Here is a 17,882-nt window from a genome sequence, read left to right as displayed (position 1 = left end):
CCCTTCCCAGGCAGAGAGAAGGGTCCACTCCGTCCATGGCAGAGCTTGTCTACCGTCCCGTCGTCGGTCTCGCCCAAACGCTGTTCAGGGCCTGGGACCTCAAGATCGACTGCAAGGGATCGGAGAACATTCCGCGCTCGGGCGGCGCCGTGCTGGTCAGCAACCACATCAGCTACCTGGACTTCATCTTCGACGGTCTGGCCGCCCTGCCGCAGAAGCGCCTGGTGCGCTTCATGGCGAAGGAGTCGGTATTCCGGCACCGGATCTCCGGCCCCCTGATGCGGGGCATGAAGCACATCCCGGTGGACCGGCAGCAGGGCGAGACCGCTTATCAGCACGCGCTGGAGTCGCTGCGCTCAGGCGAGATCGTCGGAGTCTTCCCCGAGGCGACCATCTCGCAGTCATTCGCGCTGAAGAGCTTCAAGTCCGGTGCCGCGCGCATGGCTCAGGAAGCCGGCGTCCCGCTGATCCCGATGGCGCTGTGGGGCACCCAGCGACTGTGGACCAAGGGCCACCCGCGCAACTTCAAGCGCAGCCACACCCCGATCACGATCCGGGTCGGCGAGCCGGTGGAGGCCCCGCAGGATCAGTACGCGGGCGCCATCACCCGGCGACTGCGCGAGCGTGTCCAGGAGCTCCTGGAGGCCGCGCAGCGCGCCTATCCCGTCCGCCCCAAGGGACCGGACGACACCTGGTGGATGCCCGCGCACCTCGGCGGTACGGCACCGACCCCCGAACAGGTCAAGGCGGCCGAGGCACACTGAGCCATCACTCCGGGGCGTGCACCGTGACGCGTGCCCCGGGGCTGAACTTCTCCAGCAGCTCGGCGAGTTCGGCGGCCGCCGCCTCGATCCCGGCCACCGGCACCGGTGCGAGACCTTCCAGCAGGAAGATCGCCGAGGTGGACTCCTCCGTGAGGCGGGTGCGCGGCCCCTGGCGCCAGTTCCAGCGCCGGCAGGTCACACCGGTCGCGTCGCGCCACACCACTTCGCCCGCGTCCGGGTGCTCGACGGTGTCGGCGCCGCCCGTGACGGTCACGAACTCCTCGTCGCCCGTGGCCCGTACGAGCCGCATCCCGCCGCTGACGTGCTCGATGTCCTCGCCACCGACCGGGATCAGGTGGGCGACGCTGATCGCGTTGTAGAGGTCGACCAGCAGGTTGACCCGGGGCAGTCCGGTGTCCGACAGGGCACGTCTGGCCAGCGCCTCCGCCGAGTTGCGGGTGCGCGAGGGCTTGGACCCGAAGGCCGTGTAGACCTCCCGCCAGGCCGCCATGTGCGGGTCCTCGTGCGGAGCGCGGCCGTCCAGTCGCCCGGCCAGCCGGCGGGCCGCGTCGTCGAGCAGCGCCGAAGTACGCTCGGTGCTCGGCCCGTTGGCCAGTCCGTACGCCTCGACGGCGACGTGGGTGAAACCCGGTGCCAGGGCACGCACCTCGTCGGACACGGTGAGCGTGAGAGTCATGATCCGCGGTGCCTGCCTTGCCTCAGAGTGCGGTGGGGAGCGTCTTCCAGAGGTACGACCGGTCGGGGGCGGCCCTGAGGGCGCTCAGCACGACCGGATGAGGTTCAGCGTACAGGACTGGATAGTCCAGCTCATTGGACTTCGGATCGGGCGTGAAGGCGAGCCGCTCGCCGTCCAGGGAGAACTGCGCGTCCACCCCCGGCTTGTTGCCGCGGGGGTCCTGCCGGTGCCACGCCCCGTGGAACCGGACGGCCACCAGTCCGTGCACCTCGTCGAACTTCTGATAGCAGAACGCCGTCGGAATGTCCTCGACACGCAGCAGCGCGGCCAGGGCGTGGGCCTTCGCGTAGCAGATGCCGGTGCGCCGCTCCAGGACGTCGGAGGCACGCCAGGTCACCCGCGGATCACCGGAGTCGTGCGAGTGCGGGATGGTGTCGCGCACGAATTCGAAGGCCGTCCGCGCATAGGCATACGAGTCGGCGGCTCCCGTCGCGAGCCGGGCAGCCGTCTCCCTGACCAGCGGATGGCGGTGGTCGATCATCTCGTCGTCGGCCAAGTAGGCGGAGAGGTCGGGGTTTTCCTGGACGAACTCCATACCCGCAGAGCATAGGAATACGGTCGACCGCGAGTCAATGACTTTTCGGTCGACCGTATATCTATGCAGCATCCGATGAGAGGGACGCCCGGCACCCTAGTGGTGGGCCATCTCCTCCTTGAGCGCGGCCAGGAACCCGTCGACATCGTCCTCGGTCGTGTCGAAGGAGCACATCCAGCGGACGTCGCCCGCGGCCTCGTCCCAGAAATAGAAGCGGTACCGCTTCTGCAGCCGCTCGCTCACGTCGTGCGGGAGACGGGCGAAGACCGCGTTGGCCTGGACCGGGTGGAGGATCTCCACGCCGTGCACCGAGCGGACGCCCTCCGCCAGCCGCTGGGCCATCCCGTTGGAGTGGCGGGCGTTGCGCAGCCACAGGTCCTTGGCGAGCAGCGCCTCCAACTGCACGGAGACGAAGCGCATCTTGGAAGCCAGCTGCATCGAGAGTTTGCGCAGGTGCTTCATGTGCCGGACGGCGTCCTGGTTGAGGACGACGACCGCCTCCCCGAACAGCGCGCCGTTCTTGGTCCCGCCCAGGCTCAGGATGTCGACGCCGACCGCGTTCGTGAACGTCCGCATCGGGACGTCGAGCGAGGCGGCCGCGTTGGCTATCCGGGACCCGTCCAGGTGCACCTTCATGCCGTGCGCGTGGGCGTGGTCGCAGATGTCACGGATCTCGTCGGGGGTGTAGAGCGTGCCCAGCTCGGTGCTCTGGGTGATCGAGACGACCTGCGGCATGGCGCGGTGTTCGTCGTCCCAGCCGTACGCCTGCCGGTCGATCAGCTCGGGGGTGAGCTTGCCGTCGGGCGTGGGGACGGTGAGCAGTTTGAGGCCGCCCATGCGTTCGGGCGCGCCACCCTCGTCGACGTTGATGTGCGCGCTCTCGGCGCAGATCACCGCGCCCCAGCGGTCGGTGACCGCCTGGAGCGCGACCACGTTGGCGCCGGTGCCGTTGAAGACCGGGAAGGCCTCCGCGGTGGCACCGAAGTGGCTGCGGATGATCTTCTGGAGGTTCGCCGTGTAGTCGTCCTCGCCGTACGCGACCTGGTGTCCGCCGTTGGCCAGCGCCACCGCGGCGAGCACCTCGGGGTGGGCGCCCGCGTAGTTGTCGCTGGCGAAGCCGCGGACGGCCGGGTCGTGGTGACGCCGGGCGTCGGTCTTCGGAGGGTTCACGGCTTCTCGGTCAGCCACAGACGTTTTCCGTTCACTTCACCGGCGGGCAGGTCCCAGACGCCCGCGATGGACTCCGCCAGCGCGTCGACGTCCGTGAAGCCCGCGAACTTCGCGTTCGGGCGCTCGGCGCGCATCGCGTCGTGCACCAGTGCCTTGACCACCAGGATCGCAGCCGCGGAGGTCGGACCCTCCTCGCCCCCCGCCTTGCGGAAGAAGTCGGCCATGGCAAGCGTCCACGCCTCGGCGGCGGCCTTGCCCGCGGCGTAGGCGGCGTTGCTCGCGGTCGGCTTGCTCGCGGCCGCGGCGCTGATCAGGACGTACCGACCGCGGTCGCTGCGCTGCAGTGCCTCGTGGAACGCGAGGGAGGTGTGCTGCACGGTGCGGACGAGCAGCAGCTCGAGGAAGTCCCAGTCGTCCAGAATCGTCTTGGTGAAGGTCTCGCTGCCGCGCCAGCCGCCCACGAGGTGGACCAGACCGTCGACACGGCCGAAGTCCTTCTCGATGCGGGTGGCCCAGTCGCGCGTCGACTGGAGGTCGAGCAGATCGACCGTGTCCCCGACGACGGTGGCGCCGCCGTGCCCGTAGCGGGCCGCGTCCACGGCCGTGGCGAGCCGCTCGGCGTCGTTGTCCGAGCCGACGACGGTCGCGCCCGCGTCGGCGAGCCGGGCCAGCGTCGCGCGCCCGGCGGGTCCACCCGCGCCGGCCACCGCGATCACCGCACCGCTGAGAGCTCCGTTCGCCATCTTCTTCGCCTCCTGAGCATCCTCGGCGCGGGCGCTCACGCGGCGACCCGCTCGGCGCCGGCCGCGGTGATGCCCTTGGTGGAGGCGATCACGTTCTTCAGCTTCTTGGAGAGCGCCTCATAGAACATGCTCAGCGGAAACTCGTCCGGAAGCACGTCGTCCACGAGCTTACGCGGGGGAAGGCTCAGATCCAGGGCGTCCGGGCCCTTGGCCCAGCGCGATCCCGGGTGCGGGGCGAGGTAGGTCGCGACCAGTTCGTACGCCTTGAACCAGTGGACGAGCTTGGGACGGTCGATGCCGGCCCGGTAGAGGTCCTCGATCTCGGCGCACAGCTGGTTGGTGACCTGCCGGGCGCGCTGCCAGTCGATGTGCAGCTTGTTGTCGGTCCAGCGGACGACATCGTGCTTGTGCAGGTAGGCGAAGAGCAGCTGGCCGCCGAGGCCGTCGTAGTTGCGGACGCGGTCGCCGGTGACCGGGAAGCGGAACATCCGGTCGAAAAGCACCGCGTACTGCACGTCACGGCCGTGCTGGTGACCCTCGGCCTCCAGTTTCACGGCCTCCTTGAAGGCGGTGAGGTCGCAGCGCAGCTCTTCGAGGCCGTACATCCAGAACGGCTGCCGCTGCTTGATCATGAAGGGGTCGAAGGGCAGGTCGCCGTGGCTGTGGGTGCGGTCGTGGACCATGTCCCACAGCACGAAGGCCTGCTCGCAGCGCTCCTGGTCGTCCACCATCGCGGCGATGTCCTCGGGCAGCTGGAGGCCCAGGACGTCCACGGCGGCCTCGGTGACGGCGCGGAAGCGGGCGGCCTCGCGGTCGCAGAAGATGCCGCCCCAGCTGAAGCGCGCCGGTGCCTCGCGCACGGCGATGGTCTCCGGGAAGAGAACGGCCGAGTTGGTGTCGTAGCCGGCCGTGAAGTCCTCGAAGGTGATCCCGCAGAACAGCGGGTTGTCGTAGCGGGTGCGCTCCAGCTCGGCCAGCCAGTCCGGCCAGACCATCCGCAGCACGAGCGCCTCGAAGTTGCGGTCCGGGTTGCCGTTCTGCGTGTACATCGGGAAGACGACCAGGTGCTGGAGGCCGTCCTCACGGTTCGCGGCGGGCTGGAAGGCGAGCAGCGAGTCCAGGAAGTCGGGGACCTGGAAGCCCCCGTCGGCCCAGCCGCGCAGATCCTTCACGAGCGCCTCGTGGTACTCCGCGTCGTGCGGCACCAGCGGGGCGAGGCGCTCGATGGCGTCTATCGCCCGGCGTACGGCCAGATCGGCGTCGGCGGCGTCCGGGGCGCCCTCCGCCTCGAAGTCGATCGAGCCGTCCTTGGACTGCCACGGCCGGATCTCCTCCACGGCATCCTTGAGCACGGGCCAAGCCGGGTGCTCCACCACCCTGCCCACGGGAGGAACCCGCTCCTCCGTACCCACCTGCACAAGAATTTCCGTCATGTCTCATCCTCCACGGGAGAACCTCGCGTATGCACACCGTATGTAAATGAGGTTCCTTCTCGCAAGGGGAGACTCGATAGATTATCCTGCGCTACCCCCACCTTCACCGCTCTTTTTCCTGTCGTACACCGCATGGGCGACCACTTCCGTCAAGCGGTATCGAGCGTTCCGGGCGTTCCGGGAGAGGCCGCGAAGGCGGGCGGGACCGCCGCGCGGGCCGGGACCCGGTTGCGTCAACGCGCGCAGGACTCGCCCACCCCCGGGTGATCAGGACCGGCCAGGAGGGGCGTCCCCCGCCCGGCCGGGACACGCCCTGCCTGGCGTACGAGCGGGTACATCGCGGGGCCGGGCCATTAGGCTGCGGCCTTGCCGCGTGGGCGCCGCCGGGACCACGCGCGCGCAGAGCCGCCGTCGACGGAAGCGAGTCGCGTCTTGAACTTCCTCACCATCGGTCATCGCGGAGTGATGGGTGTCGAGCCCGAGAACACCCTTCGTTCCTTCATCGCCGCCCAGAACGCGGGCCTCGACCTGATCGAACTCGATCTGCACCTGAGCAAGGACGGCGCACTCGTCGTCATGCACGACGCGGACGTGGACCGTACGACCGACGGTTCGGGGCCGATCTCCGAGATGACGCTCGCGGAGCTGCGGGCACTGGACGCCGGGTGCGGTGAGCGCGTACCCGTCTTCGAAGAGGTCCTGGACGCCGTCAGGGCGCCGTTGCAGGCCGAGATCAAGGACACGGCCGCGGCACGGGCGCTGGCCGACGTGATGCACCGGCGCGACCTCGTGGGGCGCGTCGAGGTGTCGTCGTTCCACGACGAGGCGATCGCCGAGGTCACCCGGCTCGTGCCGGGCGTCCGCACCGCGCTCATCGCGAGCCGCTACGGCGTGGACGTCGTGGACCGCGCCGTGGAGGCCGGTGCCGCGACCGTCTGTCTGAACATCCGCCGGCTGACCCTGGAGGTCGTCGAGCACGCCCGCAAGTCCGGGCTGAGGATCATCGGGTGGGTGGTGAACACCCAGGACCAGCTGCGGCTGGTGCGCGCACTGGAGCTGGACGGCGCGACCACCGACTACCCGGAGATCAAACGCACCGGCCGTTTCACGGCGTGACGCCCGCGCCGGAGCCCGGACGGGCGCCCGCGACGCGAGCGCTCGCGCCCACGGCCCCGCCGGACGTCAGGCCAGCGGCTTGACCAGCAGCTCGAACCGGAGGTTGTCGCGCTGCGGGACACCGAAGCGCTCGTCGCCGTACGGGAACGGGGTCATCCGTCCCGTACGGCGGTAGCCGCGCCGCTCGTACCAGGCGATGAGGTCGTCGCGTACGGAGATCACGGTCATGTGCATCTCCACGACCCCCCAGGCCTCGCGCGCGTACCGCTCCGCCTCGGTGAGGATCACCTTGCCGAGGCCGCCGCCCTGGAGTGTCGGGCTGACCGCGAACATGCCGAAGTAGGCGTGGTCGCCACGGTGCTCCAACTGGCAGCAGGCGACGACGGAGCCGTCCCTCTCGACGGTCAGCAGCCGGCTGTCGGGCGCCTTGATGACGGCGAGCACGCCCTCCGGGTCGGTCCGCTGCCCCTCGAGGATGTCCGCCTCCGTGGTCCAGCCGGCCCGGCTGGAGTCACCGCGGTACGCGGACTCGATCAGCGCGACGAGGACGTCCACGTCCACGTCGACGGCGTCGCGGAAGGTCAGTCCGTGGGAGGCGGCGGTGTTCATGGAGCGATTCTCCGAATCTCTGGATCTCTGGTGTCTCTGGCGCGGCTCGGGCACCGCCGAGCGTAACGCGCCGGCCAGGGGCCGCGCGGTGATCCACCGGGGATCACGGGACAGCCCCTAGGCTCCGGGGGCATGGTGCATGTACTCAGCAGCCGGACCCTTCTGCGCCCCACCGACCCGGAGCGCTCCCGCGCCTTCTACGGCGGGCAGCTGGGCCTCGCCGTCCACCGGGAGTTCGGTACGGGGCCCGAGCGCGGCACGGTCTATTTCCTCGGCGGCGGTTTCCTGGAGGTCTCCGGCCGTTCCGACGTGCCGCCCTCCCCCGCCCTCAGGCTGTGGCTCCAGGTGGCCGACGCGGCCGCGGCGCACGAGGAACTGGCCGCCGTCGGCGTCGAGGTGCTGCGTCCGCCGGTGAAGGAGCCCTGGGGGCTGATCGAGATGTGGATCGCGGATCCGGACGGCACGGAAATTGTTATCTGCGAAGTACCGGAAGATCACCCCTTGCGGTACCGCCCGTGAAGCCCTGACCTGCGGAACATGAAAGCCCCGCCAACGCCCGCGGCCTAGGGCTGTTGGCGGGGCTTACGACGTGCCGTCGGCCGGCGGAACGGGGTCGACGATGAAGCTTCCACGCGCCCGGACCGTGACGACCAACCCGCGCTCCCGCAGGATGTCCAGGGCGCGCCTGACGGTGCCCGGACCGACCTTGTATTCGTGCGTCATCGTCAGCTCGCCAGGCAAGCGGGTCCCCGGGGCGTACTCCCCCGAGCGAATCTTGCGCTCGATGATCGCGGCTAGCTGCTCGTAGACGTACAGAGTCGAGTCGGGGTTGATCTTGTCCACCCGTCGACCGTATGCGTCCACCATCCACTACGCATTACCTGCCGCTACCGCCCACCACTACCTACTACTACCCACCACCGTCTACTATCTGTAGGTAACAGACGTCCCCGGCAGGCCGGGCAAGGGCCGCGCCGGGGACTGGCCGGCCTCACGCAGGAGATCGACGTGTACGAAGCCTATCGAGCGTCACTTCCCTCTATTTCCAGCCGGGAGAGGGGGTGTGCACATGCCTATCCGACGCGTAGCGTCAGCCGCGCCTAACGGTGGGACGCTGCTCATCTCCTCGTCCGACTCGTCCGGTGTTGCCTCACGGATGGCGGACGAGATTGAACTTCACAGGGTGGACGGAGCGAGCGTCTTCCTGGCGGTGCTGAGTTCGATACTGGAGACGGGCACCATGTCCGACGAAGAGGCCCGGGTGTTCCTGGACATCGCGGCTGGACACCTGAAGGACGTCATTGCAGTCGCGGAGTCCCGCGGTGATCGGCTCGGCATCAACGACGTCCCCGAAGAGGACGAGGACGACGAGGTACCCGAGTAGCCCGTAACGCAAAGAAGCCCCCGCCTTCCCAGATGGGAAGACGGGGGCTTCTGTGTGTCTCACTTCGGCCGACACGTCCAGCACACGGACCGGAGCCCGTCGTGGGTGTTCGCAAGCGAGGGGAACGACGCCAATACCTTGACGCACACGCACTTTGTACAGATCTTGGCGTCCATACCTGCTTCGGACAGCTTCCGGTTGAAGCTTCGTCGGCCGCTGTCAGTCCGGAGGTCTAGCCCTCTATGCCCGCTTCCGGGGCCGGTAACGTCCTCTTGCGAGTAGCTCACGCCGAAGCCCCCGCCATCAGCGGGAAGTCGTCGACGTCAGCGTCTGCGTACTGCTTCGTGAAGTCGATGTACGCCCCGACGTAGTCGCCTGCGTCGTCCAGGACCGCGAACACCTCGAACACCCCGTCGCCCATGGGGGTCGGGGCGACGGTCGCGTACTCGAAGTCGTGCGTGAGGAGGTCGCCGGGGTTGTGCTCGGCGACGTAGGCCACGTGCTCCGTGGACACGGGGTCCACGATGGCGAACGTGCCGGTGTCGACTCCGAGCAACCCGAGGAACCGCAGGTTGGCAGGGTTCAGCATGGTGTCTCTCCTCCGTCGTGTGGGCTTACGACGGGGTTATGGGGGAAACGGCGCCGGATGTGACGCGCGGCCGTCAGATCGGGAACCCGAGCGCGCGCATGCGACGTCGGTAGGTGCGCCCCGCCTCCGGGCTGCAGTAGCGACGGACACGGCCGGCGCCGGACACCTGCTCCAGCTCGGCAGAGCAGTGCGGGCAGGTGACGGTCTGGCTCTTCGCGGGCTTCGTGTAGTCCATGGTCGGTCCTCTCAGAGACGGGAAGCCCCGCGGACCCATGGCGGATCCGCGGGGTACAAGAAAGGCCGACTCCCTGTCGGAGCCGGCCCAAGTGTGCGTGCGTGTGCGTGCGGTGAGCGGTTAGACCCACCTTCCGTTGTCTAGTGCGTTGGCGTTTTCGGCCTCGCGCGCGTCCACTTCGACGCGAACGATGTCCGTGATCTCGCGGTCTCCGACGAAGACGCGCACGTCGGCGTGGACCGTGGTGGGACCGCCTCCGCCCTTGCTGGCGCGGATGTCCTGCCACTGGGAGCCGGTGAATACGGGCTCCGGCTTCCCTGTGCCGTTGGCGACGAGGGAGAGGCCAGGCGGGATCAGGCCGCCGTCGTCGTACCAATGCGGGGAGCGCGAGAGCCACTTCGAGTACGCAGCCGCTGGGGTGCCGTAGTCAGACCGGTGCTTGATGTAGTCCATGCCCCAACGGATCTGCGTCCGCGGGTTCGTCAGCCAGTCAGGACCCTCCGTGCCCATCTTCGACGCGGGGAGTGCCTGCGGGATCCCGTAGGCGCCAGAGCTGGAGTTCTTGGCGTTGTAGCGCCATCCGGACTCGCCCTGCCACAGTTGCTTCAGCGGGCCGAACTGCCCGGGTCCCCAGCCGTAATTGCCAAGAATGCTCTTGGCATACTGCTGAGCTGCGCCCGTAGCGCCGGCCGCAAAACCCCCGCCTCCCGTCAGGTACGGCATGGGGTCGACGGCAGTTCCGTTCCGACGCGCTTCGAGGTGAACGTGCGGGCCGGTGGTGTTGCCGGTTGCGCCCGACTTGCCGATCTCCTGCCCTTGCTTCACGACCGCACCGACTGACGTCAGGATGCGGCTCATGTGCGCGTACAGGGAGGACAAGCCTCCGCCGTGGCTGATCTCGACGTGGTTGCCGTAGGGGCCACCACCCGCGGCGAAGGTGACCTTGCCGTCGTCGACAGCGTTGACCCTCGTCCCGGTGGGTACCGGGAAGTCGAGGCCCGTGTGATGACCGGACGACCACATCTTGCCGGGCACACCGAACCGCGTTCCGAACGCAGCGTTGACAGGCTTGATCCACTGCCCGCCAGTGCCTTCGGAGGCGAAGAGGAGTGATTCCGCGGCCTCCACGATCTTGGACTTCAGTCCGTCGACCATCTTGACCGGGTACTTACCGACGGCCGCACCGAACTTGCCGGCTACGCCGACGCCGTCACCGATGCGGTTCATGATCGGCTTCGTTAGCGCCGTCCAGACCTTCGACGGGTGGACCAGGAGATCCGCGCCCGTCTTTGCCCAGTCGATGCCCTTACCGATGACGTCGCCAACGGTGTCCTTCGTCCAGTCCCACGCTCCCCCGAGCACTCCGCCGGATTCGAGGAGCTGCGTCCCCGCTGCCTGATGGAGCGCGACGGCGCGAGAGCGGTACTTCGGGTCGGTGGGGATGACGAATTCGGGGTAGTTCGGATTTCCCTCACCGACGATTGCCGTCGGCTTGTTCGCCTTCATCGGAACTGCCGGACCCCAGCCGTTTCCGACTGTTCCACCGGCCTCCAGGAGCTTAGGCGCCTTAGGGAGATGCGGCAGGTCGACGAAGTCCGCTACCTGATCCCAGACGGCCTTAATTCCCTTTGTGTACACCCATTCGATAATGAAGTTCACAGGCTTTTTGGCGATGTCGGAGACCTTATTCCAAGCCTTACCGATCAGCGTCTTCGCTGTGTCGAACGCGTCAGCGACGACACCTAGTGCCGACTTCATCTTGTCGAACGCGGGCTTCAGTCCGTGCTCGTACAGCCACGAGGTTTTGTCGGCGATCCACTCCGCCGGGGGCTTCACGCCGTGGTCGTAGAGCCATTTGAATTTGTCGCCTACCCACTTCAACCCGTCCCAGATAAACCGGAGGACGGGGGCTAGCGCCTTGTTCCAAAGCCACGCCGCCTTGTCGGAGATCCATCCGACCGCAGGAAGTACGGCGTGCTGGTAGAGCCAGACGAACTTGTCTCCGAGCCACTTCAGGGCGTCCCAGACAAGCTTGAACGTCGGCTTCAGGATCGTCGTCCACAGCCACGTCGCAATGAGCGCGATTCCCTCGAACGAGGGCTTGAGCCCGTCACGCCACAGCCACATCGCTACGGCGCCGAGAATCTTGATTGCGAAGACGATAGGCGTGATCACTGCGGTGACCAGCACCGCGAAGAGGATCCGGGCTACCAGCCAGATGCCCTTAAAGGCAGGCTCGATGGCGTTCTTCCAGAGCCAGACGGAGGCCGTTCCGATGGCCTTTATCCCGATCCACATTCCGTTGAACGCTGGCTTCAGGACGCTGTTCCAGAGGAATAGCGTTGCAACCTTGATTCCGGTCCAAGCAGCCTCGACGGTGCCACGAAACCATCCGACGTTCTTGAAAGCCCAGATGATCCCTGCGACAAGTGCCGCAATCGCGACGACAATTGCTGTGATCAGTGCGACGAGTTCCGTCCAGCCAATCGCAGACAGCGCAGCCGCGAAACTCCAGGTTTCTAGTGCAGCAATCGCCATCGCCGCGTCGAACAGACCCTGCGCGATAGCCCAAGCCTTCGTGGCGATGGCTACGGCCTTCGACACCACGTACAGGCCCCACATGGTTTGTACGAATCCAGGCATGTTCTCCGACAGCCACTTGACGCCGTCGAGGAGCGGGCCGATAACGGCGAAGACGACGGCCGATGTTGGCGCGATAGCTTGGGAGAACGACAGGAGCGCATCCGCGGCCTTACCGACCACTTCACCGACCTGGGGTGCGGTGTCCTTGACGTACTTCAGGAAGCGCTCAAACGCTGGCGAACCCTTTAGGTTCTTCCCCCAGTTCGCGAACCGTCCAGTGATCCGCTGCATGGTTCGGGAGATTCCGTCCATGTGCGGGAGGAAGGCGTCGACAATGCCCGCCATCCCCGTCAGGATGTTCCCGAACGACTTTCCTAGCCCTACGATCGCAGGCTTTGCACTGCTATTGATGTCGCGCTTGAAGCCTTGCCAGAAGGGCGACTTCAGTTCCTTGGAAGCTGCGTCCATCAGGTCGCCGACAGCATCCGCAGCAGTACGGACCAACGGGGACAGCCCCGGAAGGCTGTTCTTAGCACCGTTGACGCCCCGGACGAACAACGGCAGTACGGCCGGCTGTAGCGACGTCGACCAGTCCTTGAAAGCCTTCGTCAGACCGGTCGGACCCGCTATGGAGTCGTACAACTTCCGCTGGTCCGGAGTGAGCTTCGCGAGTGCCTTGCGGTACTCATTGGCCTTCGTAACGGCCTTCGCCGTGGTGTCGATGTTCGACAGCCGTGCGGACTCCACGCCACGTTCAGCCGCCGCGATTTGCTCCGCGGCCTGAACCTGCGCGTCACGTGCCTTTCGCTGAGCGTCGGCTACGGCGCGCGTCTGGTCTGCGACCTTGCGGTTTGCCTCTGCCAGTCGTTCCGCGGCTTGCTTGACGGAGTCGTTGCCGTCGATGCCCGCCTTCCGTGCGTCCGCCTCCTGCTTCGTGAGGTCGGCGACGGACTTTTTCTGTTCCTTCGCGTTCTGAACGGCTTGGTCGTACGCGAGCTGCGCGCGCTGAACCTGGAGGTCGGTAGCCTTGCCGACGGATGCGTCAGCCTTGACCTTGTTCAGCTCCTGTTGTGCCTCCTGGACGCGGAGGGTCGCGTCCTTTTCGGACAAGGCGCCATCGATCAACTTGTCCTGAAGGTCGGCGAGTTGCTGCGTCGCGTCGCGCCGTGCCTGCGTCAGGTCTAGTTCAGCCTGGCGAGCGGAGCGCTTCGCGTCGGAGAGGGAGCGCTCAGAGTCGCTCACAGCCCGGTTTGCCTGCTCTATCTGCTGCGCAGCCTGCCTATGCGCAGACGTCAGAGCCGATTGCGCAGACGCCATCTGAAGGGCCGATTGCGCAGCCTTCACACCCGCTGCAACGCCGTTACCCGTCGCGCGGGTCGAGTCGTTCTCGGCCGCAGTCTTCGCCTGAATCGCGGACGTGACGCCCTTCAATGCCGGGATTCCGACGAGCGCAAGCGCTCCGAGCCCTGCCCCAGCCGCGACAGCCGCGGACGCAATAGCGCCGATACCCGCCGCTGCAATCGGGACCACGGGGAGAGCCGCCACGATCCCCATAGAGACGACGAGGCGCGCAAGCGCACCCTCTGCCTGCGAGGTGTCGGCCCTAACCTTTACCGTCGCGCTTTGTCGGTCGACTTCGTCAACCTCTGCGCGAATTGCCGCCAACGCTGCACGGGCACGCGTTGTGTCCGCACGGACGTTTACGTCGGCATGGTTGGCACCCAAACGCACGAGTTCCGCGTCGATTGCCTGAATTTCCGTGAGCGCTGCGCCGGCGTCAAGGTCGATGCCCACCGTTTTGCCGGACAACGTCTGAATGCGTGACCGCAAACGGTCGAGGTCGGCGTTAAATCCTGCGTCTCCGAGCCTGACGTCCGCGCGCGGAAGGGACCGGAAAGCAAGCTCTAGCTTTCGCTTTATGGACTGCGCAAGGGATCCACCGATCTGACCTCCCTCGCGCGTAGCGGACGCTCGCGCAGTCCGACCACCTGCAGTGATGGCGTCAGGGATGGACACCGTGATGTGACGCGATATCGCGTCACCCATGCGTCGGCCAGCATCCTCCCCCACCCTGTCGGCGACGGGGAGGACAATAGCCTTCAGCTTCGTGTGGAATTCAGGGGCAATGGGGACAACGTCAACCGCTGCTCCACCGACGATATCCAGATCAGCCGGCATAGAGCGACTCCGAGATTAGCGGTCCGACGCTAAACGGCTCGGAACGGGCGTTCAGGATGCGTTCGAGGGCGTTTAGATCCTGCAGCGCTGCCGCAACGCCCAGCGATGGAGTTGACTCGTTCAGCGCTCGGCGGAGCCATTCGAAATCAGCGCAGGCATCGCCGCAGTAAACGGCCGGCAACGGCGTTTCGCCGATCATCACGATTTCAGGAAGGAAGGAACAGCCATCCCTCGCGCAGACGTTTTCAGTGCTAGTCATCAGAGCTCTTTCCGGAAATAGGAAAGGCCCATAGCGCGTCCGCTACGGGCCTGGAGGTCGGGCTGTGGAGTTGCGGTCAGGCAGCCTTACGGGGATCCTTGAGCGCGCCGGGAATGGTCTGTCCCGGATGTGTTCGGGCGTCGAGCCGGCGGGCAAGCGTCAACAACTCCCGCGCTTCGTCGACGTCGCCGGACTCCACCGCGCGGCGCGCTCTCGTCTCCCAGACGAGGCACGCGTGACTGCAGTGCTTCCGTGGGCGACTCCGGCCGCCTTCGGTGCGGACACCACGGGGCAGCGTGCAGCCGTTGCGCACACACTGGAGTTGGGGCGCATGCATGGGCTCCTCCTGGTTTCAGGTACGACAAAGCCCCGAGGGAATCCCCCGGGGCTGTCACGCTTTTAGGTCTCTGACCTGCGGTTTGTAACGGTAAGTTGTGGATCTTGGCTGTATCGATTGATCATCTGACGCACACGATCCGTCTCGTCCGCTGCCCGCTAGGGGCCCCAACGGGGCGTCAGGGGCCGCTATGGCGGCACCTTGGAGCCTCCAGGGTCGACCTGTAACCGGTTGTCAGACCGCGTCGCCTAGCACCTCTTCGGTGAAAAAGGAGAGCCCGACCGGGCTTACCCCCCTGGGTATGCGCAGGTCAGAGGGGGTGCGAGCGCTCGGCGAGCGTCGGCCGACCCGCAGGGCCGCACGCGGCTGACTCACTGAGGCCAGCCTCCGCAGCGTGTGCCCGTCGTGCGTCTAGCCAGCGTCGCCAGGCGCGTGCGACGAGCGGTGAGTTCATCCCGTCGCGCTCGACGTCGACGGCCTCAGCCGCACTCAGCCAGTCCCACACGACGCAGGGTGTGCGCAGCTCCCGCGGGCACGTGGCGTCGCCTGTAGCGGGCGCCTGTGCTGCCTTACGGGCGAGCATGGCGTCAGTGCGCGCGCTCACGCTGCACCACCAGGCAGCGCGTGCAGCTCACCCGTGCTGACGTTGACCGGCTCCATCTGCCACCCCAGCGTGCGCAATCCGGCTGGGGATAGGCCGAGGTGGTCGGCCAAGTGCCGTGCCTCCTGCGCCAGTCCAGCCGTCGCGCTGCCCCTGAGTGACTGGCACACGATCTGTACGTACATAGCGACGATGGGCACGAACGCGTCGTGCCATTGCGTGGCCTGCGGCGACGCCCAAAGGTCGTCCCACATCGCACGCTCAGCGTCGCTCCACGCACGGCCTGACGGCATGTCAGGCACGGGCAGATCACAGCCCGAGAGCGGGAGGACGATGGGGCCTATACGCGCTCCCTTCGCCTGCCCCCGGTACTCACGGCTGTAAGGGCTACTCGGGTTTCTTCGTGGCCCCGGGGCAACCATGGTTCCTCCTGTGTTAGGGCATGCGCGCTGGGAAGGCTGCTAGCCTGATATCGAGGAGACCGTGATGGGCTCCTGCTGAGACCGTGATGGTCAATGCCGCTACCCAGAGTGCACAAACTGGGACGACCTCACGCAGAGGTCCGCAATGACATTTCGTCCGTGATGGACGGGATCGGTCACACCGTCACTGGTGTGTGGGCTGTACAGGGCAGCGGCTGCATAGCCCGCTGCGTGACCTCTACCCGTTACATGGGCCCCCGCAGGGACCTCAACGACACGCACCCAACGGTGCAGCGCGCTCCACAGCCCGGTGCGCTTCGACAGATGCTCTGTCGTCGTTGAGGCTGCGCACGCTCCTCCACGCGACAGGCGTACACCGTTGCTGAGGAGAGCTTGTCGTGTGGTCCGTGCTGGGTGAACTCGCCATGGCTGCGCCGTGGTTGCTGGCCCTGCTGTTTGGCGTGTTGGCCCTGATCGTGCTGGTGTCGCTGCCGCTGTGTCTGCGTGGCTCCGACGCCAGCGAACGCCCGGAGATCATCAGAGCGCTTGCGGATTTCTGGAGGTTCTGGCGGAAGTGAGACGTCAGCCCTAGCTCATGCTCTTACCACCGTCCGTTCATGGTGTAGGTGTTCTCGGTCAGGGGGCTTCGGCTCGTCCGCGCGGGCCGCTCCCCGTCGACGATGCCGTACCGATCGCGGTAGAGGCTCGCGCCGGCCGCAACTCCCGTCGCGTTGCCGACGTCAGGGCCCTGGGACCCGCCAACGAGGGTCGCGGGAGCGGTGGGAGTGCCGGCGTTCAGCTCCGCGGCGAAGGCCGTAGCGTCCGCCGTCAGCTCCTCGTCAGTGACGCCCTGAAGGCGCGCGCCCTGCGCGATGGTGAGCCCCGCTGCGAGCGCGGCCTTTGCCTTCGCCAGTTCGAGAACTGCGGGGTGCGGCTGCGCTGGGGTGATCTCAGTCATGGGTACTCCTAGAAGTGTTCAAGGGTGGTCGCCTCGCGGTCGCGCATGACCGCGTTGACTTTCGGGGGCGCGGGCACCGGCTGGGACTTGTCCAGGTGCGGCGTAATCGAGTGCGGGTACACCTTCGCCGGCGTCGGAGTGGGGAGCGGAGTCACGCGGGGGCTGTAGTTGGCGGGTCGGCCAGAGTCGGTGTACGAGATCGGCTCCTCCGACGCTGCGACGTTCGCGGCCAAGTCGTCGTATGACGTCGGGACGTACGCGGCCCCCGAGTGCGCAAGCCACACGAGCTGCGCAATGGAGTAGCTCCGACTGCGCATTGCGTCCCTGACGTGCTCGGGAATGTCGTCCAGCCGGACGCCACGGACCTCTCCGTGACCCCGCGCCATCCACGTGCGCATTCGGGCCTGATCGTCCTCGTAGGACACACTGCGCAGGACGTCCCACTGCGCAGCACGCACATTGCGCAGGTCGCTCAGAAGCCCCGTCAGGCGCCTCCAGGCATCGAGAGCGTCGCCACCCGCATCAATGGCGCCTTCGGCTGTCGTGACGTCGCCCAGGGCCGTACTGGCGCCTTTCGCGGCTGTCAGGATCTCCGTCAACCGAGCGTTCAGGTACGCGAGAACGTCAGGTGCCATGGTGTCGCGTGTGTCCTCCGCGGCGAACTTCAGACTGTCCTCCGCGCGTCGAAGGGCGACGGATTCGGCCTGCCAGACGACGGATTCGGCGTGAGCCTTCGCGGCATCCTTCGCGAAGCTGGTCGACCACTTGCCCGTGTCGGTGAGCGTCGCAATGGCAGCGTCCTGAACGGCCGTCAGAGCGACTTCGGGCGTCATCCCGGACCGGAATGCGCGACGCAGCCTGACGGCCTCCTCGTAGCGCTCCTGCGCCTTCGCAACCTCAGGCACCGTCGCCCACGCTGCGGTGAGTTCGGGGTTCCTACTCGTCCTCATGCTTGCCTCTCTATAAACACGAAAGGCCGCTGACCATGTCGGTCAACGGCCCTGATGGCGTGGCGTTGATTGCCACTGGGGACTGTCTTTGAATAGCTCTGCGCGCGTCGCTCGTCGCTCCTTAACACGCTCGCGTATGGCGTCGGACGAGGCTGCGTAGCGTCGACGCTCAGCGGCGTTGACACAGTCACGGCATCGTCTCTTCAGCCCCTGCCTGCCCAGCGCGTCCCGCTGAAAAAAGTCCGCGGTCCGCGGGAGT

18 protein-coding genes are annotated in these 17,882 nt (G+C 66.9%); 5 read left to right on the top strand and 13 right to left on the bottom strand.

Annotated features, from left to right (window positions below; genetic code table 11):
* Nucleotides 1–35 precede the first annotated feature (35 nt).
* Complete coding sequence (locus ACFVTC_RS01980) at nucleotides 36–764, top strand: lysophospholipid acyltransferase family protein (RefSeq protein WP_390122931.1); 729 nt, start codon at nucleotides 36–38, stop codon at nucleotides 762–764.
* Nucleotides 765–768: 4 nt separating this feature from the next.
* Here the strand turns inward: ACFVTC_RS01980 and ACFVTC_RS01975 are convergent, their stop codons facing one another.
* The 5 genes from ACFVTC_RS01975 to ACFVTC_RS01955 form a co-directional block, all read right to left on the bottom strand.
* Complete coding sequence (locus ACFVTC_RS01975; protein WP_390122929.1) at nucleotides 769–1,461, bottom strand: B3/4 domain-containing protein; 693 nt, start codon at nucleotides 1,459–1,461, stop codon at nucleotides 769–771.
* Nucleotides 1,462–1,483: 22 nt separating this feature from the next.
* On the bottom strand, nucleotides 1,484–2,056 hold the full coding sequence (locus tag ACFVTC_RS01970) for a transglutaminase domain-containing protein (RefSeq protein ID WP_390122927.1): 573 nt from the start codon (nucleotides 2,054–2,056) through the stop codon (nucleotides 1,484–1,486).
* Nucleotides 2,057–2,152: 96 nt separating this feature from the next.
* A complete protein-coding gene (locus tag ACFVTC_RS01965) occupies nucleotides 2,153–3,226 on the bottom strand; it encodes a low specificity L-threonine aldolase (RefSeq protein ID WP_168526736.1) in 1,074 nt (357 codons plus the stop codon).
* A complete protein-coding gene (locus ACFVTC_RS01960; protein WP_168533373.1) occupies nucleotides 3,223–3,969 on the bottom strand; it encodes an SDR family NAD(P)-dependent oxidoreductase in 747 nt (248 codons plus the stop codon). Before ACFVTC_RS01960 ends, ACFVTC_RS01965 begins: the two co-directional genes overlap by 4 nt.
* Nucleotides 3,970–4,004: 35 nt before the next feature.
* Nucleotides 4,005–5,402 carry a DUF6421 family protein gene (locus ACFVTC_RS01955; RefSeq protein ID WP_390122924.1) on the bottom strand — a complete coding sequence of 466 codons (1,398 nt, stop codon included), beginning with the start codon at nucleotides 5,400–5,402 and terminating at the stop codon, nucleotides 4,005–4,007.
* Nucleotides 5,403–5,834: 432 nt separating this feature from the next.
* On the opposite strand from ACFVTC_RS01955, the gene ACFVTC_RS01950 reads away from it, so the two are divergent.
* A complete protein-coding gene (locus tag ACFVTC_RS01950) occupies nucleotides 5,835–6,518 on the top strand; it encodes a glycerophosphodiester phosphodiesterase (RefSeq protein WP_390122922.1) in 684 nt (227 codons plus the stop codon).
* Nucleotides 6,519–6,584: 66 nt separating this feature from the next.
* Here ACFVTC_RS01950 and ACFVTC_RS01945 read toward each other — a convergent pair whose 3' ends face one another.
* Nucleotides 6,585–7,127, bottom strand: a complete 543-nt coding sequence (locus ACFVTC_RS01945) for a GNAT family N-acetyltransferase (protein ID WP_390122920.1) — start codon at nucleotides 7,125–7,127, stop codon at nucleotides 6,585–6,587.
* 132 nt (nucleotides 7,128–7,259) lie between these two features.
* Here ACFVTC_RS01945 and ACFVTC_RS01940 point away from each other — a divergent pair, with 132 nt between their 5' ends.
* Nucleotides 7,260–7,646: a VOC family protein gene (locus tag ACFVTC_RS01940; RefSeq protein WP_390122918.1), complete on the top strand. Its 387-nt coding sequence runs from the start codon at nucleotides 7,260–7,262 to the stop codon at nucleotides 7,644–7,646.
* Between the two features lie 63 nt (nucleotides 7,647–7,709).
* Here the strand turns inward: ACFVTC_RS01940 and ACFVTC_RS01935 are convergent, their stop codons facing one another.
* Complete coding sequence (locus ACFVTC_RS01935) at nucleotides 7,710–7,970, bottom strand: GntR family transcriptional regulator (RefSeq protein ID WP_365228079.1); 261 nt, start codon at nucleotides 7,968–7,970, stop codon at nucleotides 7,710–7,712.
* A gap of 340 nt (nucleotides 7,971–8,310) precedes the next feature.
* Between ACFVTC_RS01935 and ACFVTC_RS01930 the strand changes: the two genes are divergently transcribed.
* Nucleotides 8,311–8,511 (top strand): hypothetical protein, encoded by a 201-nt coding sequence (locus ACFVTC_RS01930; protein WP_390122916.1) that lies wholly within the window; start codon nucleotides 8,311–8,313, stop codon nucleotides 8,509–8,511.
* A gap of 283 nt (nucleotides 8,512–8,794) precedes the next feature.
* On the opposite strand, the gene ACFVTC_RS01925 is transcribed toward ACFVTC_RS01930, so the two are convergent.
* The 4 genes from ACFVTC_RS01925 to ACFVTC_RS01910 all read right to left on the bottom strand — a co-directional run bounded on the left by ACFVTC_RS01925 (nucleotide 8,795) and on the right by ACFVTC_RS01910 (nucleotide 14,355).
* Nucleotides 8,795–9,100 carry a hypothetical protein gene (locus tag ACFVTC_RS01925; protein WP_390122915.1) on the bottom strand — a complete coding sequence of 102 codons (306 nt, stop codon included), beginning with the start codon at nucleotides 9,098–9,100 and terminating at the stop codon, nucleotides 8,795–8,797.
* A 73-nt stretch (nucleotides 9,101–9,173) separates the two neighbouring features.
* Complete coding sequence (locus tag ACFVTC_RS01920; RefSeq protein ID WP_365227941.1) at nucleotides 9,174–9,335, bottom strand: hypothetical protein; 162 nt, start codon at nucleotides 9,333–9,335, stop codon at nucleotides 9,174–9,176.
* Nucleotides 9,336–9,455: 120 nt separating this feature from the next.
* Nucleotides 9,456–14,096 (bottom strand): peptidoglycan DD-metalloendopeptidase family protein, encoded by a 4,641-nt coding sequence (locus ACFVTC_RS01915; RefSeq protein ID WP_390122913.1) that lies wholly within the window; start codon nucleotides 14,094–14,096, stop codon nucleotides 9,456–9,458.
* The gene (locus tag ACFVTC_RS01910) at nucleotides 14,086–14,355 is read right to left on the bottom strand and encodes a hypothetical protein (protein WP_390122911.1); all 270 of its coding nucleotides are present in this window, start codon (nucleotides 14,353–14,355) and stop codon (nucleotides 14,086–14,088) included. Before ACFVTC_RS01910 ends, ACFVTC_RS01915 begins: the two co-directional genes overlap by 11 nt.
* 1,758 nt (nucleotides 14,356–16,113) lie before the next feature.
* Between ACFVTC_RS01910 and ACFVTC_RS01905 the strand changes: the two genes are divergently transcribed.
* The gene (locus ACFVTC_RS01905; RefSeq protein ID WP_390122909.1) at nucleotides 16,114–16,293 is read left to right on the top strand and encodes a hypothetical protein; all 180 of its coding nucleotides are present in this window, start codon (nucleotides 16,114–16,116) and stop codon (nucleotides 16,291–16,293) included.
* A gap of 23 nt (nucleotides 16,294–16,316) precedes the next feature.
* Here the strand turns inward: ACFVTC_RS01905 and ACFVTC_RS01900 are convergent, their stop codons facing one another.
* A complete protein-coding gene (locus tag ACFVTC_RS01900; RefSeq protein ID WP_390122907.1) occupies nucleotides 16,317–16,673 on the bottom strand; it encodes a hypothetical protein in 357 nt (118 codons plus the stop codon).
* Nucleotides 16,674–16,681: 8 nt separating this feature from the next.
* The gene (locus tag ACFVTC_RS01895; RefSeq protein ID WP_390122906.1) at nucleotides 16,682–17,623 is read right to left on the bottom strand and encodes a hypothetical protein; all 942 of its coding nucleotides are present in this window, start codon (nucleotides 17,621–17,623) and stop codon (nucleotides 16,682–16,684) included.
* Between the last annotated feature and the right edge of the window lie 259 nt (nucleotides 17,624–17,882).

Source organism: Streptomyces sp. NPDC057950 (assembly GCF_042887295.1).
Classification (GTDB): domain Bacteria; phylum Actinomycetota; class Actinomycetes; order Streptomycetales; family Streptomycetaceae; genus Streptomyces; species Streptomyces kaempferi.
This window is presented reverse-complemented; position numbering and strand designations above follow the sequence as displayed.